Origin of the sequence: Microbacterium proteolyticum, assembly GCF_030818075.1 — a bacterium.
GTDB classification, from domain to species: domain Bacteria; phylum Actinomycetota; class Actinomycetes; order Actinomycetales; family Microbacteriaceae; genus Microbacterium; species Microbacterium proteolyticum_A.
Genome location: NZ_JAUSZZ010000001.1, coordinates 1,006,592 through 1,026,794, shown reverse-complemented (window position 1 = coordinate 1,026,794; position 20,203 = coordinate 1,006,592). Strand labels below are relative to the sequence as shown.

12 protein-coding genes are annotated in these 20,203 nt (G+C 69.5%); 3 read left to right on the top strand and 9 right to left on the bottom strand.

The features are described 5' to 3' along the window. Positions 1-38: 38 nt before the first annotated feature. The gene (locus QE392_RS04760; protein ID WP_307448686.1) at positions 39-2,747 is read right to left on the bottom strand and encodes a LamG-like jellyroll fold domain-containing protein; all 2,709 of its coding nucleotides are present in this window, start codon (positions 2,745-2,747) and stop codon (positions 39-41) included. A gap of 220 nt (positions 2,748-2,967) precedes the next feature. On the opposite strand from QE392_RS04760, the gene QE392_RS04755 reads away from it, so the two are divergent. The 3 genes from QE392_RS04755 (at position 2,968) to QE392_RS04745 (ending at position 9,641) form a co-directional block, all read left to right on the top strand. Then, a complete protein-coding gene (locus QE392_RS04755; protein ID WP_307448682.1) occupies positions 2,968-3,822 on the top strand; it encodes a LamG domain-containing protein in 855 nt (284 codons plus the stop codon). A 28-nt stretch (positions 3,823-3,850) separates the two neighbouring features. After that, positions 3,851-6,271, top strand: a complete 2,421-nt coding sequence (locus QE392_RS04750; RefSeq protein WP_307448679.1) for a family 43 glycosylhydrolase — start codon at positions 3,851-3,853, stop codon at positions 6,269-6,271. A gap of 451 nt (positions 6,272-6,722) precedes the next feature. Further along, positions 6,723-9,641: an immunoglobulin-like domain-containing protein gene (locus QE392_RS04745; RefSeq protein WP_307448676.1), complete on the top strand. Its 2,919-nt coding sequence runs from the start codon at positions 6,723-6,725 to the stop codon at positions 9,639-9,641. A 526-nt stretch (positions 9,642-10,167) separates the two neighbouring features. Here the strand turns inward: QE392_RS04745 and araA are convergent. The 8 genes from araA to QE392_RS04705 form a co-directional block, all read right to left on the bottom strand. Continuing rightward, the gene (araA, locus tag QE392_RS04740) at positions 10,168-11,679 is read right to left on the bottom strand and encodes an L-arabinose isomerase (protein WP_307448673.1); all 1,512 of its coding nucleotides are present in this window, start codon (positions 11,677-11,679) and stop codon (positions 10,168-10,170) included. Positions 11,680-11,718: 39 nt separating this feature from the next. Further along, on the bottom strand, positions 11,719-13,326 hold the full coding sequence (locus QE392_RS04735; RefSeq protein WP_307448670.1) for a xylulokinase: 1,608 nt from the start codon (positions 13,324-13,326) through the stop codon (positions 11,719-11,721). Next, on the bottom strand, positions 13,323-14,084 hold the full coding sequence (locus QE392_RS04730) for an L-ribulose-5-phosphate 4-epimerase (protein ID WP_307448665.1): 762 nt from the start codon (positions 14,082-14,084) through the stop codon (positions 13,323-13,325). Before QE392_RS04730 ends, QE392_RS04735 begins: the two co-directional genes overlap by 4 nt. Next, positions 14,081-15,133, bottom strand: coding sequence for an ABC transporter permease (locus QE392_RS04725; protein ID WP_307448663.1), 1,053 nt, complete (start codon positions 15,131-15,133; stop codon positions 14,081-14,083). Before QE392_RS04725 ends, QE392_RS04730 begins: the two co-directional genes overlap by 4 nt. After that, on the bottom strand, positions 15,130-16,167 hold the full coding sequence (locus QE392_RS04720) for an ABC transporter permease (protein ID WP_307448660.1): 1,038 nt from the start codon (positions 16,165-16,167) through the stop codon (positions 15,130-15,132). Before QE392_RS04720 ends, QE392_RS04725 begins: the two co-directional genes overlap by 4 nt. Then, the gene (locus QE392_RS04715) at positions 16,167-17,738 is read right to left on the bottom strand and encodes a sugar ABC transporter ATP-binding protein (protein ID WP_307448658.1); all 1,572 of its coding nucleotides are present in this window, start codon (positions 17,736-17,738) and stop codon (positions 16,167-16,169) included. The genes QE392_RS04720 and QE392_RS04715 overlap by 1 nt, the downstream gene beginning before the upstream one ends. Positions 17,739-17,849: 111 nt before the next feature. Then, the gene (locus QE392_RS04710) at positions 17,850-18,860 is read right to left on the bottom strand and encodes an ABC transporter substrate-binding protein (RefSeq protein WP_307448655.1); all 1,011 of its coding nucleotides are present in this window, start codon (positions 18,858-18,860) and stop codon (positions 17,850-17,852) included. A 195-nt stretch (positions 18,861-19,055) separates the two neighbouring features. Further along, positions 19,056-20,078, bottom strand: coding sequence for a LacI family DNA-binding transcriptional regulator (locus tag QE392_RS04705; RefSeq protein WP_307448652.1), 1,023 nt, complete (start codon positions 20,076-20,078; stop codon positions 19,056-19,058). Positions 20,079-20,203 lie beyond the last annotated feature (125 nt).

Sequence of the window (20,203 nt, the reverse complement as noted above, 5' to 3'; positions counted from 1 at the left end):
ACCCGGATCCGCCATCAGGCGGGTCCGGGTCGCTCGGGTCAGCGGCAGGTGGTCGCCGCGTAGGGCGCGGTCACCGTCGTCGTCGCGTCGCCGGCGGTCGCGGTCACACTGACCTCGCCGGCGGACATCGGGTTCGTCCGCGAGGTGAAGGTCACCGATGTGCTCTTGCCGGCACCGAGAGAGGCGATTGTCTTCGAGCCGTGCGTCGACTCCACCTTCACCGCGACGGGCGCCGTGCCGCCGTTGGCGATGCGGGCGATGACGATGGGCTTGCCCGCCGCGCACCGGGTCTCCGCCGTGGCCGTGACGGCCAGCGCGGGAGCGGTCACGACGACGTCCGCCGTGACCGTCAGCGCGGTCGAGCTGAACAGGCGCCGATCGGCGGCGTTGTACGCCGTCGAGCCGTTCGCCCCGGCCCACTGGTTGAGGTTGGCGCCGATGGTGCGCACCGTGCCGGTGATCGGGTAGGTGCCGGGCCGCGCGGTGTCGACACCCGACAGGTTCCACGTCACCGGCTGCGCGGCGGTGCCGCGGCCGTACGCCAACGTCACCTGCGCCTCGCGGGGAAGAGCGGCCGAGACCGTCTGCGCGTTCGCGCCCTGGGCGACGGTGGCGTCGCCGAGGTCGCTGGCGACGACCGCCGCGGCATCCGCCTTGCGGATCCCGTCGTACTGCCCGAAGGTCAGCGGCACGATTCCGCCGTGCTTGGTGCTGGGCGCCATCGAGAAGGAGTCGGACACGAGCTGCGTCCACCCGGCATCCAGGTTCGACGTCTCCATCGGCCGGTAGCCGGTCGAGGGGATGACGTCGACGTAGAGGTACCAGTGGTCTTCGCCGTGGCGCTGGAACACGGCCGGCCCCTCGACGCCACCGGCGTTGCCGCCCGACCAGACGGCGCCGATCCGCTCCTGCACGGTCGTCCACACCGTCGTCGGCTTCCACCAGTCGGTGGCCGTGGTCGACTCCATGTAGATGCCCCGGCCGAAGGCGTTGTCCTTCGTGACGCGGTAGGTGGTGCCGTCGTTCTGGATGACGGTGGTGTCGATGGCGTTGCCGCCGGTGTCGATCATCGTGCCGCCGTAGCGGTAGGTCTGCTGCGTGAAGTCGGTGGTCGCGCCCCACAGCACGCGCGAGTAGCTCGAACCCGTGTGCGCGCTGTTGTCGAACATCGTCGACGACCAGTAGAGGACGAACGCGCCGCTGCCGTCGGCGTTGTAGCCGGGGACCCACGTCGCCTCGGGCGCCCAGGCCATGCCGAGCTCGGCGACCTTGCTGCCGGCGGGCGACTGCGCCACGTCGAACTGGCGCAGATCGCTCCAGGTGACGAGGTCCTTCGACTCCCACACGTTCAGCTTCGTGCTGCCCTGCGTCTGCCAGTAGCACCAGTCGGTGCAGGAGCCGGTTCCGCGGTCGCCGCCGAACACGCGCAGGTCGGTGGCGATGATGTAGTACGTCTTCGTCTCGGGGTTGTAGGTCAGGTACGGGTCGCGGACGCCGGTGGTGCCCAGCTGCGACGCGAGGATCGGCTTGCCCCCGTTCAGCGGATCCCACGCCTCGGGGTCATCGCCCCGCGAGACGTCGAGATAGATCTTCTCGGCGTAGCCGTTGGCGTCCTCGACGAAATGCACCATCGCGTAGCCGAAGGCGTCGCCGGCGGCCCGGGCGGGCTGGACGGTGACGGGCACCGAGCGGGTGGCCGCCACTCCGCGGACCGTCGCGGTCGCCGTCAGCGACGAGGTGCGAGGCGCAGCGCCCGGCGCGGGCTGCTGAGCGGTGACGGTCGCGCCGTCCGCGAAGACGGTCAGACCGGGGTCGGTCGAGCTCCACGACACGCGGCCACCCGACGTGGGCAGGGTGGTGACGCTCTCGTCGACGGTGACGGGGGCGAGTCCGTCGACCACGGCTTGTGCTGCGCGCCGGTGCTCGTCGGAGTGGATCGACGCGTCGGCGGTCGACACGCGGGCGACCTCGTCGGCGCTCAGGGCCCGGTCGTACACGCGGAACGTGGAGACCTCGCCCTTGTACATGGGGTCGGGGTAGGGCGCGCGACCGATCGTGTTCAGGGTCTGATCGGTGATGTCGGCGGGCGAGAGGGTGGTGGGGGTGGATGCCACCTGCACGCCGTCGACGAAGAAGGCGATGCGCCCGGCCGCGCCGTCGATGACCGAGGTGAGGCTGTACCAGCGATCGGCCGTCAGGGCCGATCCGGACCGGGCGTTGACCTCGCCGCCGCCGCCGTTCGTGGTGATGACGGTGCGGGGGTTGTCGCGCACCGATGCGAAGTACGACCGCGTCGGGGAGTCGTTTCCGATGTTCCAGAGAAAGTTCCAGTTGTTCATCATCGACGCATCGAGCTTGGTCTCGATGGTGATCGTCGCCGATCGCGCGCCGGCGAGCACGTCGTTCGGCAGTCGCACCCAGCTGGCGGTGGGGCTGGTCTTCCCCCCGCCGGTGAAGACGAGGGACGAACCGGTCCACAGCGAATCGGCGCCGTTCACGACGGTGGCGGCGCCGAGCCCCGTGGGCGCACTGTTGGGCACGCTCGCACCGACGGTCTCGTCGAAGACGTACTCCGCGCGCAGGCCCGAGGACGGGATCGCGGTCTCGGCGACGGCAGGTGCCGCCGCGAGAGGAGCGAGCCCGCCCGCGAGGAGGGCGACTCCCGTGGCGAAGCCGAGGATCGCGCTCCGGCGACGACGGGGAACCGTCCGCCGGGGCGCGGCGGGGGCGGTCGGGTGCATGGTCATCACTCCAGCTCCTTTGCCAGGATGATCGGGGCCCCTGAGACGCAGGAACGAGTGGATGTTACCGCTCACCACAGAGCGGGGCAAGACCCGCCGGCGGAACGGGCCCCGCGCGACCGGGACCGCCGAGCGCGCCAGATCGCCCTGGGCAAACCGGTGGCGACCGGATACTGTGAGCGATAACACAGCACCCCGACGGTCATTCACTTAATGGAGAGTGGTTATGCCCCTGCCCTTTGCGGCGCGTCCGACGACGCCCCCCGAGCGCTTCGAAACCCCGCCCACGCGCACGCGTCGTCGGAGGGCCGCGATCGCCGCGAGCACCACGGCCGCCGCCCTGTGCGCGGGTCTTCTCACGCCGGGCCTCGCCGCCGCCGCCGGACCCGAAGACGCGCTGATCGCCGACTTCACCTTCGACAGCGGCACGACGAGCTTCACCGGCGCGGGTGCCACCGCCACCACGCGGGGCACGGCGCAGCTGGCGCCGGGGGTCGACGGCAATGCCGCGCAGCTGAGCAGCAGCTTCTGGCTCGACGTCGCCAAGACCGACGGCACCCCGCTGCTCGCCGGGCTCGACAACCTCACCATCTCGTACGACAGCAAGCCCAACGCCTCCGGCAACGTGGGCTGGACCGTGTTCGCGGCCCGGAACGCCGCCGCCCAGGCATACGCCCAGGAGCATTACCTCGGGTACCTCGACCGCACCTCCGGCGTCACCGTCGAGCGGTACGACAACGCCGGCTCCCGCAACACCGCGGGCAACCTCGTCTCGACCGTCGCCACGACGGAGTGGAAGCACGTCGACCTGGTGCTGTCGGGCGCGACGGCGCGCCTGTTCGTCGACAAGAAGCTCGTCTCGACGAACGCGGCGGGACCCGCCCTCTCCCAGATCCTCGGAGCCTCGGGCGGCGTGCTCCAGGTGGGCAAGGCCAACTGGGGCGGCGGCGAGTACTTCGCCGGTCTTCTGGACAACCTGCGCATCTACAACCGCGCCCTGACCCCGTCCGAACTCGGCGTCGGGGCCGTCGCAAGCGACCCCCGCTGCCGCCCTGAGCATCCCCGCTCGGATCACGGGTGATCTTCCGCCGTCCGTTCTCGGCAACGCGGTGACGTGGTCGGCGACCGGCCCCGGCGCCTCGCTCGTCTCGGCCGACGGAAAGGTGACCCGCCCGGCATCCGGTCCCGTCGCGGTGCAGCTGACGGCCGCGATCGCCGGCGTCGCGCAGCCGATCACCGCCTCGGCGCAGATCCTCGACGCCGGCGGCGACATCGCCACCTACGTCAAGACGGTCACGACGACGGGCGGCGTCAAGGACGACCCGCTCGCGTACGACGACGACCGCCGCTCCGACGCACTGTTCGTCTCGGCCCGGCCCGCGGGCGCCTCCACCTGGGAGCCGCTGAACCGCTCGCAGGCGATCCTCTACGCCACCTGGAACGGCTCGCAGAGCGCGAACCCGAACGCCCAGGTCGGCTCGCCCACCCTGATCCGCTTCGCCGACGGCAGCCTGGGCGCGGTGGCCGCGCAGAACAACGCCACCGACTCGGTGTACGTCTGGGACGCCCCCGACGGAGCCACCTTCCGCAACCAGCGCAGCGTCAAGCTCGCCTCGGACGGATCGATCGTCACGAACCCGCGCATCGAGTTCGACGCCGCGAGCCAGAAGTACAAGGCCTTCTGGACCGACGAGCTCACCGGGGAAGGCCGCGTGGCCCGGCTCGACGGCCTCACCGGCAGCAGCACCCCGACCGCCGCGACCAAGGCCGACCTGCGCACGCTCGGTGTGACCGGATCGGGCCTCCCCGACTTCGCAGCCCAGGCGCAGGCGAGCTCGTTCGCGCTGTCGAAGAGCGAGTTCGACGTGTTCTTCAAGAATTACGTCGACCTTCAGAACACCGGCGTCCGCACCCCGGGCGACGTGCAGGTCGAGAACGGCACGAAGGTGGAGGCGTCGACCCTGCCCGCCACCGTGACCCTCGACTACAACGACGGCTCCACCAAGAATCTGCCGGTGGCATGGGATGCCGCCGACCTCGCCGCGATCGACTCGCGCAAGGCGGGCGTGTACGAGGTGTCCGGAACCGTGCAGCAGACGGCCGAAGAGATGGTCAACGATGCGCGGGCCGATCCGCACCTCTTCTTCAACGAGGACGACGGCTACTGGTACCTCACGGGCTCGCACTACTCGATCCCCTCGAACGCGCCCGACGACCAGCTCATCGACGCCAACGCCTACCGCAAGATCGGCTTGAAGCGCGCGACGACCATCGCCGGCCTCAAGGACGCTCCCGAGCAGATCGTGATCGACCCCGACAACGGAACGCCCGGCAAGCAGGCTCAGTACCCCAACACCTTCTACGGCTGGGGCGGATACATCTGGGCGCAGGAGTTCCACAAGATCAACGGGCGGTGGTGGATCGTCGCCGGCATGAACCGCGGCTACGCGCCCACCAACGGCTGGTGCGACAACACCGTGCTCATCCCCTACACGGGCACCGAGGAGTCGCTGCGGAACGGCGGGCTCGTGAACCAGGCGAACTGGGGCGAGCCGACCATCCTCGAGGGCGCCGCCTTCGACGTCTCGTACCTCGAGCGCCAGGAGAACGGCGCCACCCAGGGCTACTGGGTGATGCCGAACGGCGGCCGCGTGCTCGTCGGCAAGGCCAAGATGGGCGCGACCGGCACCGTCCCGCTGCTCGACGGCGGACTGAGCGAGATCTACGCGCTCAGCCAGCCGTGGGAGTACGGCAAGCAGGCCCCGACGCCCTCGGACACGAACGAGGGCGCCGACCAGGGGATCGTCGAGGCGCCCTTCATGGTCGAGCACGGCGACTTCATCTACCTGACCTACTCGGGCGGCACCGTCGACAAGTACTACGACCTCGGCATGCTGCGCGCCCCGAAGGACGCGGATCTGACGAACCGCGCGAGCTGGACGCAGGTGCCCTCCCCCGTGCTCACCACGAACGACACCTTCACCGGCCGCATCGGTGGGGCGCCGCAAGCCGGAACCGGTCACAATTCCTTCGCGACCGACCCGGCCGGCAACCTCGTGCTCGCCTACCACGCCCGTCCCTACCCCGAGCCGCACTCGGGCGCCGCCGCCGGCGGCCTGTTCGACCCCGACCGCAACAGCTGGTTCAAGGCGGTCAACGTGCGCGCGAACGGCATGCTCGACCTGTCACTCACCGCCGCGCAGGAGGTCGCCCCGGCCCACCGCACGGTGACCGCGCGGGTGATCGTGGCCGCCGCCCCCGCCGGCGTGCAGGCGAGTGCGGTGACGCGCTGCGTCTCGGGCAAGGTGACGCTCGTCACCACGGTTACCAACACCGGCACCGCCGCGGTGTCCGGAACCATCGCGAGCAGCTTCGGCTCAACCACCTTCGCCAACCTCGCTCCGGGCAAGGCCGTCTCCAAGGCGCAGTCCACCCGCAGCGCGTCCGTCGACGCGGGCACCGTGACGGTGACCGTGCAGGGCATCCCCACCCCGGTGACCGCGGACTACCGCGCCACCAGCTGCAAGTGACCGGTCGAGCCGACTCGACGAAGCGGAGGAACGACGTGACGAGGAAGACGAGCGCGCCCGCCCGGGCCGCCGTGCGCCGACGCTGCGCGGGGGTGATCTTCAGCGCTCTCGGGTGAAGGGAGCGCCGACGCATCGGTCGGCGACGACCGACGACGCGGCACGCAGCTGCCGCGGAGAGCGACAGGGATGAGGGTGCGTCCGGGTACGGCCGGGCGCACCCTCTCGTTCGCGACTGCGCTTCCCGGCCTTCCGATGGCGCTGCCGACCACCGTTCTTGACAGCGATTTGGCTCCGACTTACCGTGAGATCGGCCGGTGTTTCCGGTAACAAGGCACCCACTGATCGCTCAGTGACCACCCCCGACCGCGATGGCGCGTGTCCGGCGCTCGTGACGTCGCCGTCCCGGGCCGAACATGCGGTCTCGCGTCCCTCGAGAGCAAGGACGCCCACCATGCGCACGCGCACACGTTCACCCCTGTGGAGGAAAGGTCTGGCCGTCACGGCCGCGCTGACCCTCTCGATGACCGGTCTGGGAGCCACCGCGACGGCCGCCCAGGCGGCCACCGGGCCGCAGCCTCTCCTCCATTACTCCTTCGACGACGGAACGACCGCCGACTCCAGCGGAAACAGCTGGAACGGCACGCTCCGCCAGAGCGGGGGCTCGATCAGCGGCGGCAGCCTGTCGCTCCCGGGCGGCGCCGCCAACACGGCGGCCTACCTCGACATCCCCACGGCGGGCCTCGTCGGCAAGAAGGACCTCACCATCTCGACGTGGCTCTCGCCGCGTTCGGGCAACGGCAACGTCGCGGCGGCCTTCATCGGCGCCGCTGTCGCCTCGGGCGCGAGCTTCTCGTCGGGCTACTGGCTGCTCAACCCCGCCAATCCCAGCGGCTACGTCAAGTCGGTCGTCACCGACTCCGTCAACGCGAGCGCCCCGTGGGGCACCGAGGTCGGCCCCGGCGCGACGAACGCCGCGACGTCGGGCGCACGCACCCCGGCCGGGCTGAGCCTCTACACGACGGTGATCAGCGGCACCACCGGCCAGCTGAGCGTCTACATCAACGGCACGCGCATCGCGCAGAACGCCATCGCACGCGACGTGTCCTCGTTCGGATCGTCGCTGGTGTCGTACCTCGGTCGCTCCACCTACAACGACGCCGGCTGGAGCGGGCTCGTCGACGACTACGCCGTCTACGCCTCCGCGCTCAGCGAGGCCGACGTGAAGTCGCTCTACAACGCGCAGGCGCTCGACCGCGCCGTCGCGGGCGTGAGCGTGCCGACCACGGCCCTGACCGATTTCACGGTCCCCACGACCAGCGCCGGCGCGACCGTCAGCTGGGCCTCCGACAACGCCGCCATCGCCGTCTCGGGCGGCACCGCCACGGTGACGCGTCCGGCAGCCGGTGCGGGTGACGCCGCGGTGACCCTCACCGCGACCTTCACCGTCGGCTCCGACACTCGCACGCAGACCTACCCCGTCCTGGTCGCACAGCAGCTCTCCGACGCCGAGAAGGTGTCGCGCGACCTCGCCGCCGTGTCGATCCGCAACCTCGACAACATCCGCGGCAACTTCTCGGTGCCCACCACCGGCGCCGAGGGCTCGAGCATCGCCTGGTCGATCGCTCCGGCGGGCGCGGCCAACGCGGAGCTGCGCGCGGGCGTCCGCGACGACTCGCGCACCATCGAGGTCAAGCGACCGGCCGCGGGCTCGCCCGCCGTCGACATCGAGCTCTCCGCCACCGCCACCAACGGCTCGGCGACCTCGAGCCGCACCTTCACCGCTCGCATCCAGCCCATGCCGGGCGGATCGCAGAAGACCGAGGCGTACTTCTGGACGTTCTTCACCGGCGAGGGCGACGGCGCCGAGCGCGTCAGCATCGCGGCCTCCAAGGGCAACGACGCACTGACCTGGAACACCCTCAACCAGGGCAAGCCGATCTTCAGCTCCACCGTCGGCACCGAGGGTCTGCGCGACCCGTTCATCATCCGCGCCCCGCACGGCGACAAGTTCTACATGATCGCCACCGACCTCAAGGTCGCGGGACTCGCCGGCGGCTTCACGACCGCGCAGATCTCGGGCTCGAAATACATCGAGGTCTGGGAGTCCGACGACCTCGTGAGCTGGTCGGAGCAGCGGCACGTCAAGGTGTCGTCGGACTTCGCCGGCAACACCTGGGCGCCCGAGGCGTACTGGGACGAAGAGCTCGACACCTTCGTGGTGTTCTGGGCGTCGAACCTCTACCCGACCACCAACGTGGCTGACCGCACGGGCGTCACCTACAACCGCATGATGTACGCCACCACCGACGACTTCGTCACCTTCTCCGACGCGAAGGTGTGGTCCGACGTGCGTCGCGGCAACGGCCTGGGCCTCATCGACTCGACCGTGGCGAAGAAGGACGGCGTCTACCACCGCTTCACCAAGGACGAGGCGAGCATGACCATCCGCCACGAGAAGTCCACCGACCTGCTCGCGACGATCTCGGGCACGCTGCCCGGCACCTCGGGACCGGCCGACCAGTGGACCCTCGTCGAGGAGCGCGTCGCCAGCGGCCTGCCCAACGGCGAGCCGGGTGGCACCTACTCCAGCGGTGAGGGCGCGAACATCTTCGCGGCCAATGAGGGCGACGTGAACGACCTCGACTGGTTCCTCTTCATCGACCAGCCCAACTACCACGGCGGGCCCAACCACTACGTGCCGTTCGGCACGAACGACCTCGATCAGGCCGGCAGCTGGCAGGCGCTGGGCAGCAAGCTCCGTCAGGGTCTGCCGCAGAACGCCGACGGCGGCAAACCGCGTCACGGCACCGTCATCCCGGTGACCCGCGCCGAGTACCAGAAGGTACTCGAGGCGTACGCGCCGAACATCGCGGTGAAGACCGTGGATGCCATCGACGTCGCCACCGATGCCGGCACCGCGCCCGTGCTGCCCCAGGCCCGCTTGACCAAGGCCGACGGTTCGGTGCAGACGGTCGACGTGAAGTGGGATGCCGTGGATGCGGCGAAGTACAACGCCCCGGGCACGTTCACGGTCTCGGGCGTCGCTCAAGACGACTCGCGGATGCCGGTCGAGGCCACCGTCACCGTGCGCTCGCTCGTGAAGGTGCAGTACACGGCGGAAGCGCGCTGCGTGGCCGGCAAGGTGCAGCTCGTGGTCAAGGCCGTCAACACCGGAGACGTCGCGGCATCCGTCGCCATGTCGTCGGCGTACGGCTCGAAGAACGCCACCGTCGCTGCGGGCGCCACCACCTCCGCCGTCTTCGCCACCCGCTCGACGTCTGTCGCGGCGGGCGAGGCGACCGCGGCGGTGACGCAGGGCGCGGCGAAGGCCACGATCGCGGCCCCGTACGCCGCGAAGTCCTGCGGCTGACCCCCGCACCGTCACCCTCGGGTGACGGTCCAGGCCCCGGTGGACTCCTCTCCACCGGGGCCTGTGTCGTTCCCGGGCTCTCGTGCCGTCAGCGTGCGCCGCTCCGACGGCGGCAGCGCAGCGGCGCGCCGGCGCCCTCCCGACGTGGTGCAGCGACGCCGCGAGACGGAATCCACCCGATGAGACGGCTGCACCCTGCGAGCGACGTGTCGGCGGGAAGCAGTCTCACGGCGCCACGGCCCCCGGGGCTTCACCCGGGGCTCGTCCCTCAGTGCGGGGCCGGTTCCGCCGTTCGGGGCCGAGGAGTGTCCGCCGGCGAAGCGTGAGCACCGCCCCGAACCGCCGGGCGAGCGCGAGACGCGCCCGCACGCAGATGTGCCCCGGTCTCGCCGCAGCCCACCGCTACGACGATTCCGGGGCACGATCCGTGCGTCGGTCGAACCGGCGCGCGGCACGCGTCCCGAGCGAACAGGACGCGCGAGTGCCGCATCGCCCCGGGGCAGTGCGGCACCCGGGGCGACGGGTCTTACAGGCCCTGGGCCAGGCGGTAGTACGCCTGGTTCCAGCGCAGCTCGCTCTGGAAGCCGCGGACCGTGGTGTCGTCGTCGATGACGACGAGCTCGGTCTTGGCGATCTCGGCGAAGTCGCGGAACACCTCGATGCCCACGGCCGTCGTCATGACGGTGTGGTGGGCGGCACCGGCAGCGAGCCAGCACGCGGCCGAGGTCGCGAAGTCGGGCGCGGGCTTCCAGACCGCGCGACCCACCGGGAGCTTCGGCAGGTCGGGCGCCTCGACGTTCTCGACGACGTTGGCGGTCAGGCGGAAGCGGTCGCGCATGTCGCTGAGGGCGACGACGATCGCGGGGCCCGGGTCGGCGGTGAAGACCAGGCGCACCGGGTCGTCCTTGCCGCCGATGCCGAGCGCGTGGATCTCGAGTCGCGGCTTCTGCGAGGACAGCGTCGGCGAGACCTCGAGCATGTGAGCACCGAGGATGCGCTCCTGCCCGGGAACCAGGTCGTAGGTGTAGTCCTCCATCAGCGAGGCACCGCCGGGCAGGCCCGCACCCATCACGTTCGCGACGCGCACGAGGATCGCCGTCTTCCAGTCGCCCTCGGCGCCGAAGCCGTAGCCCTCGGCCATGAGGCGCTGCACCGCGAGACCGGGCAGCTGCTTCAGCGCACCGAGGTCTTCGAACGACGTGGTGAACGCACCGAAACCACCCTCCTCGAGGAACGAGCGCAGGCCCAGTTCGATGGCGGCGCCGTCGCGCAACGGCTGGTGACGCGCTCCCCCGGGAAGCAGCTCGGCGACCACGTCGTAGCTGTCGATGTACTCCTGCACGAGCGCGTCGATGTCGGCATCCGATGCTGCCTGGACGGCCTCGACGAGCTCGTTGACGCCCCAGGTGTTGACCTGCACGCCGAAACGCAGCTCGGCCTCGGTCTTGTCGCCCTCGGTGACGGCGACGAAGCGCATGTTGTCGCCGAAGCGGGCGAGCTTGAGGGTGCGGGCGGCGGTCCAGCCGGCCGCAGCGCGCTCCCAGTCCTCGATCTGCTGGCGCACCGCCGGGTTCGAGACGTGGCCGACGACGGTCTTGCGCGAGACGCCGAGGCGCGTCTGGATGTACCCGAACTCCCGGTCGCCGTGCGCGGCCTGGTTGAGGTTCATGAAGTCGAAGTCGATGTCGTTCCACGGCAGTTCGACATTGGCCTGCGTGTGCAGGTGCAGCAGCGGCTTCTGCAGCGCGTCCAGACCCGAGATCCACATCTTCGCGGGGCTGAACGTGTGCATCCACGCGATCACGCCGATGACATCGTCGCGGCCGTTGACCTCCAGCGCCATGCGGCGGATGCTGTCGGAGTCCTTCAGCACGGGCTTCCAGACGACCTTCACCGGCAGACCGTTCAAGCCCTCGACGACGGCCTGCGACTGCTCGGCGACCTGCTTCAGCGTCTCTTCGCCGTAGAGGTTCTGGCTACCGGTGACGAACCAGACCTCGTAGCCGTTGAGGTCGTTCTTGAGCGGGGAGCGAGACATGCACATGTTCCTTTTGGGTGGGTGAGGCGACGGCCCTGGTCAGGGCGTCGCCGCGATCGCGGCGTGCTCGATGGCGAGACCCGCGCGGTATCGGGTGAGGTAGGCGGCGAACCCGGGGACGTCCTCGGGGTCCGGATCCAGCGACTCGAACGTCGTCTGAACGAACACACGGTCGGTGAGGTAGGTGTCGAGGGGGTGCCCGGCCGTATCGGCAGCGAACGCGGCGAGCACGGCGATGCCCCACGCACCGCCCTCCGACGCGGTGGCGGCCACGGCGACCGGGGCGTCCAGCGCCCCCGCGAGGAAGCGCTGCGCCACGCCGGCTGTGCGGAACACACCGCCGTGCGCGTACATGCGGTCGAGTTCGACGCCCTCTTCGGAGAGCACGCGCATCCCCAGCGCGAGGGTGCCGAACACGCCGTACAGCTGAGCGCGCATGAAGTTGGCCAGCGTCAGACGGCTGTCGGGGGTGCGCACGACGAGCGGACGCCCCTCGTGCAGGCCCGCGATCGGCTCGCCGGCGAGGTGGTTGTACGCGAGCAGGCCGCCGGCGTCGGGCGCCCCGTCCAGCGACTCCAGGAACAGCGCCTCGAAGACCTCGTCGGCGTCGAGGGTTCCGCCGGCGATCGCGGCGAACCGCTCGAACATCCCGACCCAGGCGGCGAGCTCGCTCGCACCGTTGTTGCAGTGCACCATGGCGACGAGGTCGCCCGCCGGGGTCGTGACGAGGTCGAGCTCGTCGTGGGCACGACGAAGCGGACGCTCGAGCACCACCATCGCGAAGATGCTCGTGCCCGCGCTGACGTTTCCGGTGCGGGGGGCGACCGAGTTGGTCGCGACCATCCCGGTGCCCGCATCTCCCTCGGGCGCGCAGAACAGCACACCGGGGCGCAGGACGCCGGACGGGTCGAGCAGTGCCGCCCCCTCGGCGGTCAGTTCTCCCGCCGCCTCGCCGGCGACGAGCACGTCGGGCAGGAGCCTGCGCAGTTCGAGACCGGGCGCGCGATCGGTCACGAGGCGGTCGAACTTCGCCATCATCGCCGCGTCGTAGTCGCGCGTCGCGACGTCGATCGGGAACATGCCCGATGCGTCGCCGATACCGAGCACACGGCGGCCGGTCAGCTTCTCGTGGACGTATCCGGCGAGAGTGGTGAACGAGTGCAGGTCGGGGATGTGGTCTTCCTCGTCGAGCACGGCCTGGTAGAGGTGGGCGATCGACCAGCGCAGGGGGATGTTGGTGCCCAGCAGCTCCGAGAGCACGCCCGCGGCGCGCTCGGTCGAGGTGTTCCGCCAGGTGCGGAACGGCACCAGCAGGTCGCCCTCGGCGTCGAACGCCAGGTACCCGTGCATCATCGCCGAGACGCCGGCCGCCGCGAGCGTTTCGATCTCGACCCCGTGGCGGCGCTTCACGTCGGCGGCGAGCGCCACGTACGCGGTCTGCACGCCGGTCCAGACGTCCTCGAGTGCGTAGGTCCAGTTGCCGTCGCGGTAGCGGTTCTCCCATGCGTGCGAGCCTGTGGCCAGCACGCGGGTGGGGTCATCGGCGTCGACGAGGCAGGCCTTGATGCGCGTCGAGCCGAGCTCGATGCCGAGCGCCGCCCGTCCGGACGAGATCGTCTCGGCGGCCGTGGTGACTGCCGCGCTCATCGGCGATCGTCCGTGCTCTGTCCGTAGACGTTCTGGTAACGGTTGTAGAGGGCGTCGATCTTGTCCTGCGGGATCGGGATGAGCGGACCTGCCTCACGGGCGATGTGCACCGTGCGGGCGACGTCTTCGAGCATGACGGCCGCCTTCACGGCATCCTTCGCGCTCGAGCCGATCGTGAACGGACCGTGGTTCTGCATGATCACGCCGCGCGAGCGATGACCGCGCAGCGTCTCGACGATGCCGCGCCCGATCGAGTCGTCGCCGATGATCGCGAACGGGCCGACCGGGATGGGGCCGCCGAACTCGTCGGCCATGGCCGTGATGACGCAGGGGATCTCCTCGCCCCGGGCCGCCCACGCGACGCCGTAGGTGGAGTGCGTGTGCACGACACCGCCGACCTCGGGCATGTGGCGGTAGACGTAGGCGTGCGCCGCGGTGTCGCTGGAGGGGCTGCGCTCACTACCGGGCGTGCCCGGAATGGCGTTGCCGTCCAGGTCGCACAGGATCATGTTCGACGGGGAGAGGTCGTCGTACGAGACGCCCGACGGCTTGATCACGAACAGATCGGCACCGGGCACCCGACCCGAGACGTTGCCGCCGGTCCAGACGATGAGGTTGTAGCGCACGAGCTCGTCGTGCAGCCGGGCGACGTCTTCGCGGACACGATCGATGGATGCCTGGACGTCGGGGGTGATGTCAGCAGGGGACGCTGCCACGATGTTCTCCTTGCGGGGGTGCGGGTCGACGACGATGCTCATTTTCGGCGCCGCGCGGTCAGCACGCGCTGCAGCAGGACGAACGCGAGCAGGATACCGCCGGTGATGATGGTGAGGTACTCCGGACGGATTCCGCCGTCCTTGGTGATGATCATCGCCAGGGCCGCGAGCACGAGCGAGCCGACGACGGAGCCCAGGACGTAGCCCGCCCCGCCGGTGAGCAGCGTTCCGCCGATGACGACGGCGGCGATGGCATCCAGTTCCCATCCGATACCCGTGACGTTCTGCGCCTTGCCGCCCACCTCGGCCGTGTAGACGACGGCCGCGAGGCCGGCGAGGGCTCCGCTCAGGACGTAGATGACGACCCGGGTGCGGGCGACGGGCAGGCCCATCAGCTGAGCAGAGTTCTCGGCCCCGCCGATGCCGTAGACCGTGCGACCCGTGCGGGTGCGGTGCAGGAGCCAGAAGGCGGCGACGACCACCACCACGGCCACGAAGAAACCGGGCGTGAGCACGAGGTCGTTGGTCTTGGGCCCGTCGTAGAGCTTGAGGTCCGTGGCGAGCACCAGGATCGGCGCCCCCTCCGGCGCCTGGACGGGCACCGTCGACAGGATGGATGCCAGGCCCCGGGCGAGGAACATCATGGCCAGGGTCGCGATGAACGGCTGCACGTTGAAGTACTGGATCAGCACGCCCGAGACGAGCCCGAAGAGGGCGCCGAACGCGATCATCAGGACCACGGCGAGCCAGCCGTTGACGCCGTTGTTCATCAGCATGACGCCCGACACCGAGGTGAAGGCGACAACCGCGCCGACCGACAGGTCGATACCGCCCGAGAGGATGACGATGGTCATGCCGACGGCGAGGATGATCGTCGGCGCGAAGCTGACGAGCAGGCTCGACATGGTGCCGGCGTGGAACACGCGGCCGTAGGCGAGCTCGGCGTACACGAGCATCGCCACGAGGAGCACGACGGCGGCCAGCGTCGGGATGGCGGACTGGCTGCGCCCCCACATGCGGGAGATCGCCAGTCCCCGCACCGGGACTTCGGTGCCGTGCGAGGGCGACGGGGGTGAGACGGTCGCGCTCATGCGACGACCTCCTTACGGGTACGGCGGCGTCCGGCCTGGAGGACGAAGGTCCTCACCCGCTCGGACTGCAGCAGGACGAGCAGCACGATGACGATGGCCTTGAAGGCCGGGGTCGCCGCGGCGGAGACCCCGAGGAAGAGGACGGTCTTGTTGAGGGTCGCGATCAGCAACGCCCCGACGGTCGACCCGAGGATGGAGAACTTGCCTCCCGCGAGGGAGGTCCCGCCGATGACGACGGCCAGGATCGCATCGAGCTCCATCTGGTAGCCGGTGCCCGAGACGTCGACGGTCATGACCTCCGACACCGTGAACAGACCACCGCCGGCGGCGAGGATGCCCGAGAGCACGTACACGGTGATGAGGATGGGGCGCGGGCGGATGCCGGCCAGCCGGCTGGCATCCGGGTTCACGCCGATCGACTCGATCATGAGACCCAGAGCGGTACGCCGCATGATGACGGTCACCACCACGACGATGGCGATCGCCGTGACGAAGCTGATGGGCAGTCCCAGCACCTGACCATTCGAGATCTGCTGGAACGGCTGGTTCTGCGAGTTGGTGTTCTGGCCGCCCGTGATCACGCGGGCGATTCCGCGGGCCGCCAGCATCATGACCAGCGTGCTGATGAACGGCTGCAGACCCACGATCGAGACCAGCAGACCGTTGATGAGGCCCAGGACCGCGCCGAGGAGCAGGGCGAGGGCGATCGCGGTGAACATGGCCCCGAACGAACTCGGGGCGTTGAGCGCCCGCAGCAGTTCCATGGCGGCAGCGCCGCCGACGGCCATGATCGAGCCGACCGACAGATCGATGCCCTTGGTGGCGATGACGAAGGTCATGCCGAGGGCGATCATGATGATCGGCGCCGAGACGCGCAGGATGTCGAGCACGTTGCCCGAGAGCTGCCCGGTCGTGGGGTTGATGCCGACGGCGAGGTAGGTCGGATCCTTGATGACGTTGAGCGACAGCAGCAGGACGATGCCGATGATGCCCCAGAACCACGGGGTCCGAAGCAGCGACTTGAGAACGGGCATCAGCGGGTCTCTCCTTCGGCGAGGGCCTCGGTCTGAGCCTCTGCCTCTTCTTCACTCTCGGCGGCGATGATCGACACGACGCGTTCCGCCGTGACGTCGGGGCCGTTGACGATCTCGCCGACCTTCTCGTGGTCCTTCATGATGACGATGCGCTCGGACAGGCGCACGACCTCTTCGAGCTCGGACGAGATGAACACGACGCTCATGCCGCCCTCGGCCAGCTCGGCGACGGTCTCCTGGATGTCGGCCTTCGCGCCGACGTCGATCCCGCGCGTCGGTTCGTCCAGCAGCAGGAGCTGGGGGTCGGTCGCGAGCCAGCGCCCCAGCAGGACCTTCTGCTGGTTGCCGCCGGAGAGGAGACGGATGGGACGATCGGGGTCGTTGGGTCGGACGCTGAAGCGCTCCATGTAGGTCGAGACGAGCTGGTCGACCTCTTTCGCGGGGATGCGGCGGAGCCATCCGCGCTTGGCCTGCAGGGCCAGCATGATGTTCTCGCGGATGCTGAGGTCGCCGATGATGCCGTCGTCGCGACGGTTCTCGGTCGAGTAGGCGATGTGGTTGCCGAGCCCCGAGACCGGCGAGCTGACGTTGACCTTCTTGCCCTTGAGACGCACGGTGCCCGAGTCGGCGCGGTCCGCCCCGGCGATCAGGCGGGCGAGTTCGGTGCGGCCCGACCCGAGCAGACCCGCGAACCCGACGACTTCACCCCTGTGGATCTCGATGTCGGTGGGCGCGAGAGCCCCGGCGCGGCCGATTCCCTCGGCGGCGTAGACGGGGGTCTCGCTGCGGTCGCGCGCGTCGACCTGGCGGTTGGAGCCGAGGGCGCGCAGGGCCTCGATGTCTTTGCCGATCATCTTCGAGATGAGCTGGGTGCGATCGAGGTCGCGGGTGAGGTACTCGCCGACGAAGCCGCCGTTGCGCAGGACCGTGATGCGGTCGCTGATGGCGTACACCTGATCGAGGAAGTGCGAGACGAAGAGGATGGCCACGCCCTGGTCGCGCAGACGCCGCATGACGGTGAAGAGCACCTCGACCTCGGCGGCATCCAGGCTGGAGGTGGGCTCGTCGAGGATGAGCACCTTCGAGTCGGTGACCATCGCGCGGCTGATGGCGACGAGCTGTTGGAGAGCGATCGAGATCGACGACAGCGGAGCACGGGTGTCGAGATGACCGAGGCCCATGCGGGTCAGCGCCTCTTGGGCGCGGCTGTGGGTGGCGCGCCAATTGATGCCCAGCGGTCCGCGGATCTCGTGACCGAGCATGACGTTCTCGCCGATGGTGAGGTTCGTGCAGAGGTTGACCTCTTGGTAGACCGTCGAGATGCCGGCGGCCTGAGCCGAGGCGGTGCCGGTCAGCCGGCGCTCCTCGCCGAAGATGAGGATCGAGCCGGAGTCGATCTGGTAGACGCCGGTGAGCGCCTTGATGAGGGTGGACTTGCCCGCCCCGTTCTCACCCATGAGGGTGTGGACCTCTCCCGGCAGCAGTCGGAACTGGACCTCATCGAGGGCTTTGACGCCGGGGAACGTGATCGATGCGCCGCGGACTTCGACGATCGGTAGGGATTCTGTCATCGCTGACGAACTTCCTCGCTGTACGGAGCGGGTAGGGAATGGGGAGCGGGGGCAGCCCGGCGGGCCGCCCCCACTCCGTGGGTCGTACTGTTCGAGCGGGCGGGACGGGGCTTAGAAGCCCAGGCCCTCGGACAGCGCGGTCTCGGCCGCCTCGGGCGAGTCGAAGATCGCGCTGTCGACGATGATCGTCTTGTCGACGGTCTCGCCGGCGAGAGCCTTCTGCACGGCCTCGACGGCGGTGTCACCGAAGAACGGGTTGTACTGAGCGACGAAGCTCAGCTGGCCGGCGGCCAGGGCCTCGAGCGCGCCCTTGGTGCCGTCGATGGTGGCGATCTTGACGTCGGTGCCCGGGGTCAGGCCCGCGGCGGACACGGCCTGCGCCGCGCCGATGCCCATCTCGTCGTTCTGGGCGAAGATGAACTGGATGTCGTTGTTGTTGGCCTTCAGGACGGTCTCGATGACGGACTTGCCCTCGTCGGTCTTCCAGTTGGCGGTCTGAGCGCCCACCTTGGTGAAGCCCGAAGCGCTGCTGACCTCGGCGTCGAAGCCCTCGTTGCGCTCGTTGACGACGGACAGGCCCGGGACGCCCTCGAGGACGAAGTACTTCGCGCCGCTCGGGAACGTCGACACGGCCCACGAGCCCACCGACTCCGCGACCTGCTTGTTGTCGGGGGCGATGCGCGTGACGTAGAGGTCGTCGGACGCGTCGACACCGCGGTCGAGGAGCACGACGGGAATCTCCGCCTCCTTGGCGAGCTCGAGCGACGACTCCCAGCCCGACGCCTCGGTGGCGGTGAGCAGGATGACGTCGACCTCGTCGTTGACGAAGGTCGCGAAGGCGTCGAGCTGCGACTTCTGGTCGCTCGGGCTGGCGGCGGGGGCGTACTTCAGGTCGAAGCCGGCGTCGGCCGTGAAGGCGTCCTTGATCGCCTGCTCGTTGGCGTTGCGCCAGCCGCCCTCGGGGCCGACGGCGACGAAGCCGACGGTGACGACATCGTCTCCCCCCGCGGCGTCCCCTTCGCCACCCGAGCTGGAGCCGCCGGCGCAGCCGGCCAGGCTCAGGGCGACGACGCCCGCTCCGATGAATCCGACGACGCCGCGCATGCGCTTCGAAATCGACATGTGTTCTCCTCCTTGAGATCTCTCCAGCATCGGGTTGGAGAGGAGTGCTGTGCAGCTTTGAGCGGCACTCTTGGTCAGGTCCAGTGTGCGCGCTAACAAAGCCGAGCGCAAGAGCGAGAACGAGAATGTTCGCGAATCAGATCACAACTCGATCACGCCGGTGCTCGCGAGCCGTCGGGACGGTCGCGCGCGGCACTACGCAGACGCCGCGGATGCCGTCGACTCGCGCACGATGAGGCGCGGTTGGATCATGTCGTGAGTGGGTTCGACGTCGCCTTCGATGGCGGCGATGATCTGCTGCAGGGCGAGTTCGCCGAGCTCCCAGAAGTCCTGCCGCACGGTCGTGAGCGGCGGCAGGAAATGACGCGCGTCTGACAGGTCGTCGAACCCGACCACGCTGATGTCTTCCGGAACACGGATGCCGCGACCGTGGAGCCCGTGGATGACGCCGAGGGCGATCTGGTCGTTCGCCGCGAACACCGCGGTGGTGTCTCCCAGGTCGGAGGACCGGCCGAACTCGTAGCCGAAATCGGAACTCCAGTTGCCGATGAGGAACGGTCCCTCTTCCAGCCCCGCCTCGGCCAGGCTCTCGCGCCATCCCTCCGTGCGCTCCCGGGCGTCGAACCAGTCCATGGGACCGGCGAGGTGAGCGATCCGGCGGTGACCGAGCTCGATCAGGTGCCGGACGGCCAGTCGGGCTCCCTGCCGTTGATCGACGCCGACCGTGTGCCACACCGAGTCGGCCTCGGCCTTGATCACGATGGTCGGGAGTCCGACGCTCTGCTGGCGCAGCAGATCCAACGATGACGCCCGGGGAGCGATGATGCACAGGGCGTCCACGCCCTGGGTCACCAGTTCCATCACACCGGAGTCCATCTGCGACGAGTCCTCGTCGCTGATGGAGAACGCGCTCACCGCGTAGCCCACCCCCCGCGCGGCCTTCTCGAGCGCACGCAGGGTGTTGTTGGGACCGTTCTGCACGGGGCCATCGATGACGACACCGATCCTGCGAGCACGCCGGGTCGCGAGGGCGCGGGCGATCGAGCTCGGCGTGTAGTTCATCTCCTCGATGGCCTGCAGCACGCGCGACCGCGTCGACTCGCGGATGTTCGGGTGATTGTTGAGCACCCGCGACACCGTCATGTGCGACACACCCGCGCGTCGCGCGACGTCGTAGATACTGGGCCGCTGCCACCCGCGGTCAGAGGACTGAGGCATTGAGGTTCATCCGATTCCGCCGGCGATCACGGGTGTACCGAAAATAACGGAACACGCGGCAGACTTCGGACAGCGCCCCCCGGCAAGTCGATCTGGCCACTCTATAGCACGCGAACATTTCGCTG

Excerpts from the sequence above, each read along its gene's own strand:
- QE392_RS04745 (WP_307448676.1), top strand. The coding sequence starts at position 6,723 with ATGCGCACGCGCACACGTTCACCCCTGTGGAGGAAAGGTCTGGCCGTC.
- QE392_RS04705 (WP_307448652.1), bottom strand. The coding sequence starts at position 20,078 with ATGCCTCAGTCCTCTGACCGCGGGTGGCAGCGGCCCAGTATCTACGAC.
- QE392_RS04715 (WP_307448658.1), bottom strand. The coding sequence starts at position 17,738 with ATGACAGAATCCCTACCGATCGTCGAAGTCCGCGGCGCATCGATCACG.
- araA (WP_307448673.1), bottom strand. The coding sequence starts at position 11,679 with ATGTCTCGCTCCCCGCTCAAGAACGACCTCAACGGCTACGAGGTCTGG.
- QE392_RS04730 (WP_307448665.1), bottom strand. The coding sequence starts at position 14,084 with ATGAGCATCGTCGTCGACCCGCACCCCCGCAAGGAGAACATCGTGGCA.
- QE392_RS04755 (WP_307448682.1), top strand. The coding sequence starts at position 2,968 with ATGCCCCTGCCCTTTGCGGCGCGTCCGACGACGCCCCCCGAGCGCTTC.
- QE392_RS04760 (WP_307448686.1), bottom strand. The coding sequence starts at position 2,747 with ATGACCATGCACCCGACCGCCCCCGCCGCGCCCCGGCGGACGGTTCCC.
- QE392_RS04720 (WP_307448660.1), bottom strand. The coding sequence starts at position 16,167 with ATGCCCGTTCTCAAGTCGCTGCTTCGGACCCCGTGGTTCTGGGGCATC.
- QE392_RS04710 (WP_307448655.1), bottom strand. The coding sequence starts at position 18,860 with ATGTCGATTTCGAAGCGCATGCGCGGCGTCGTCGGATTCATCGGAGCG.
- QE392_RS04725 (WP_307448663.1), bottom strand. The coding sequence starts at position 15,133 with ATGAGCGCGACCGTCTCACCCCCGTCGCCCTCGCACGGCACCGAAGTC.
- QE392_RS04735 (WP_307448670.1), bottom strand. The coding sequence starts at position 13,326 with ATGAGCGCGGCAGTCACCACGGCCGCCGAGACGATCTCGTCCGGACGG.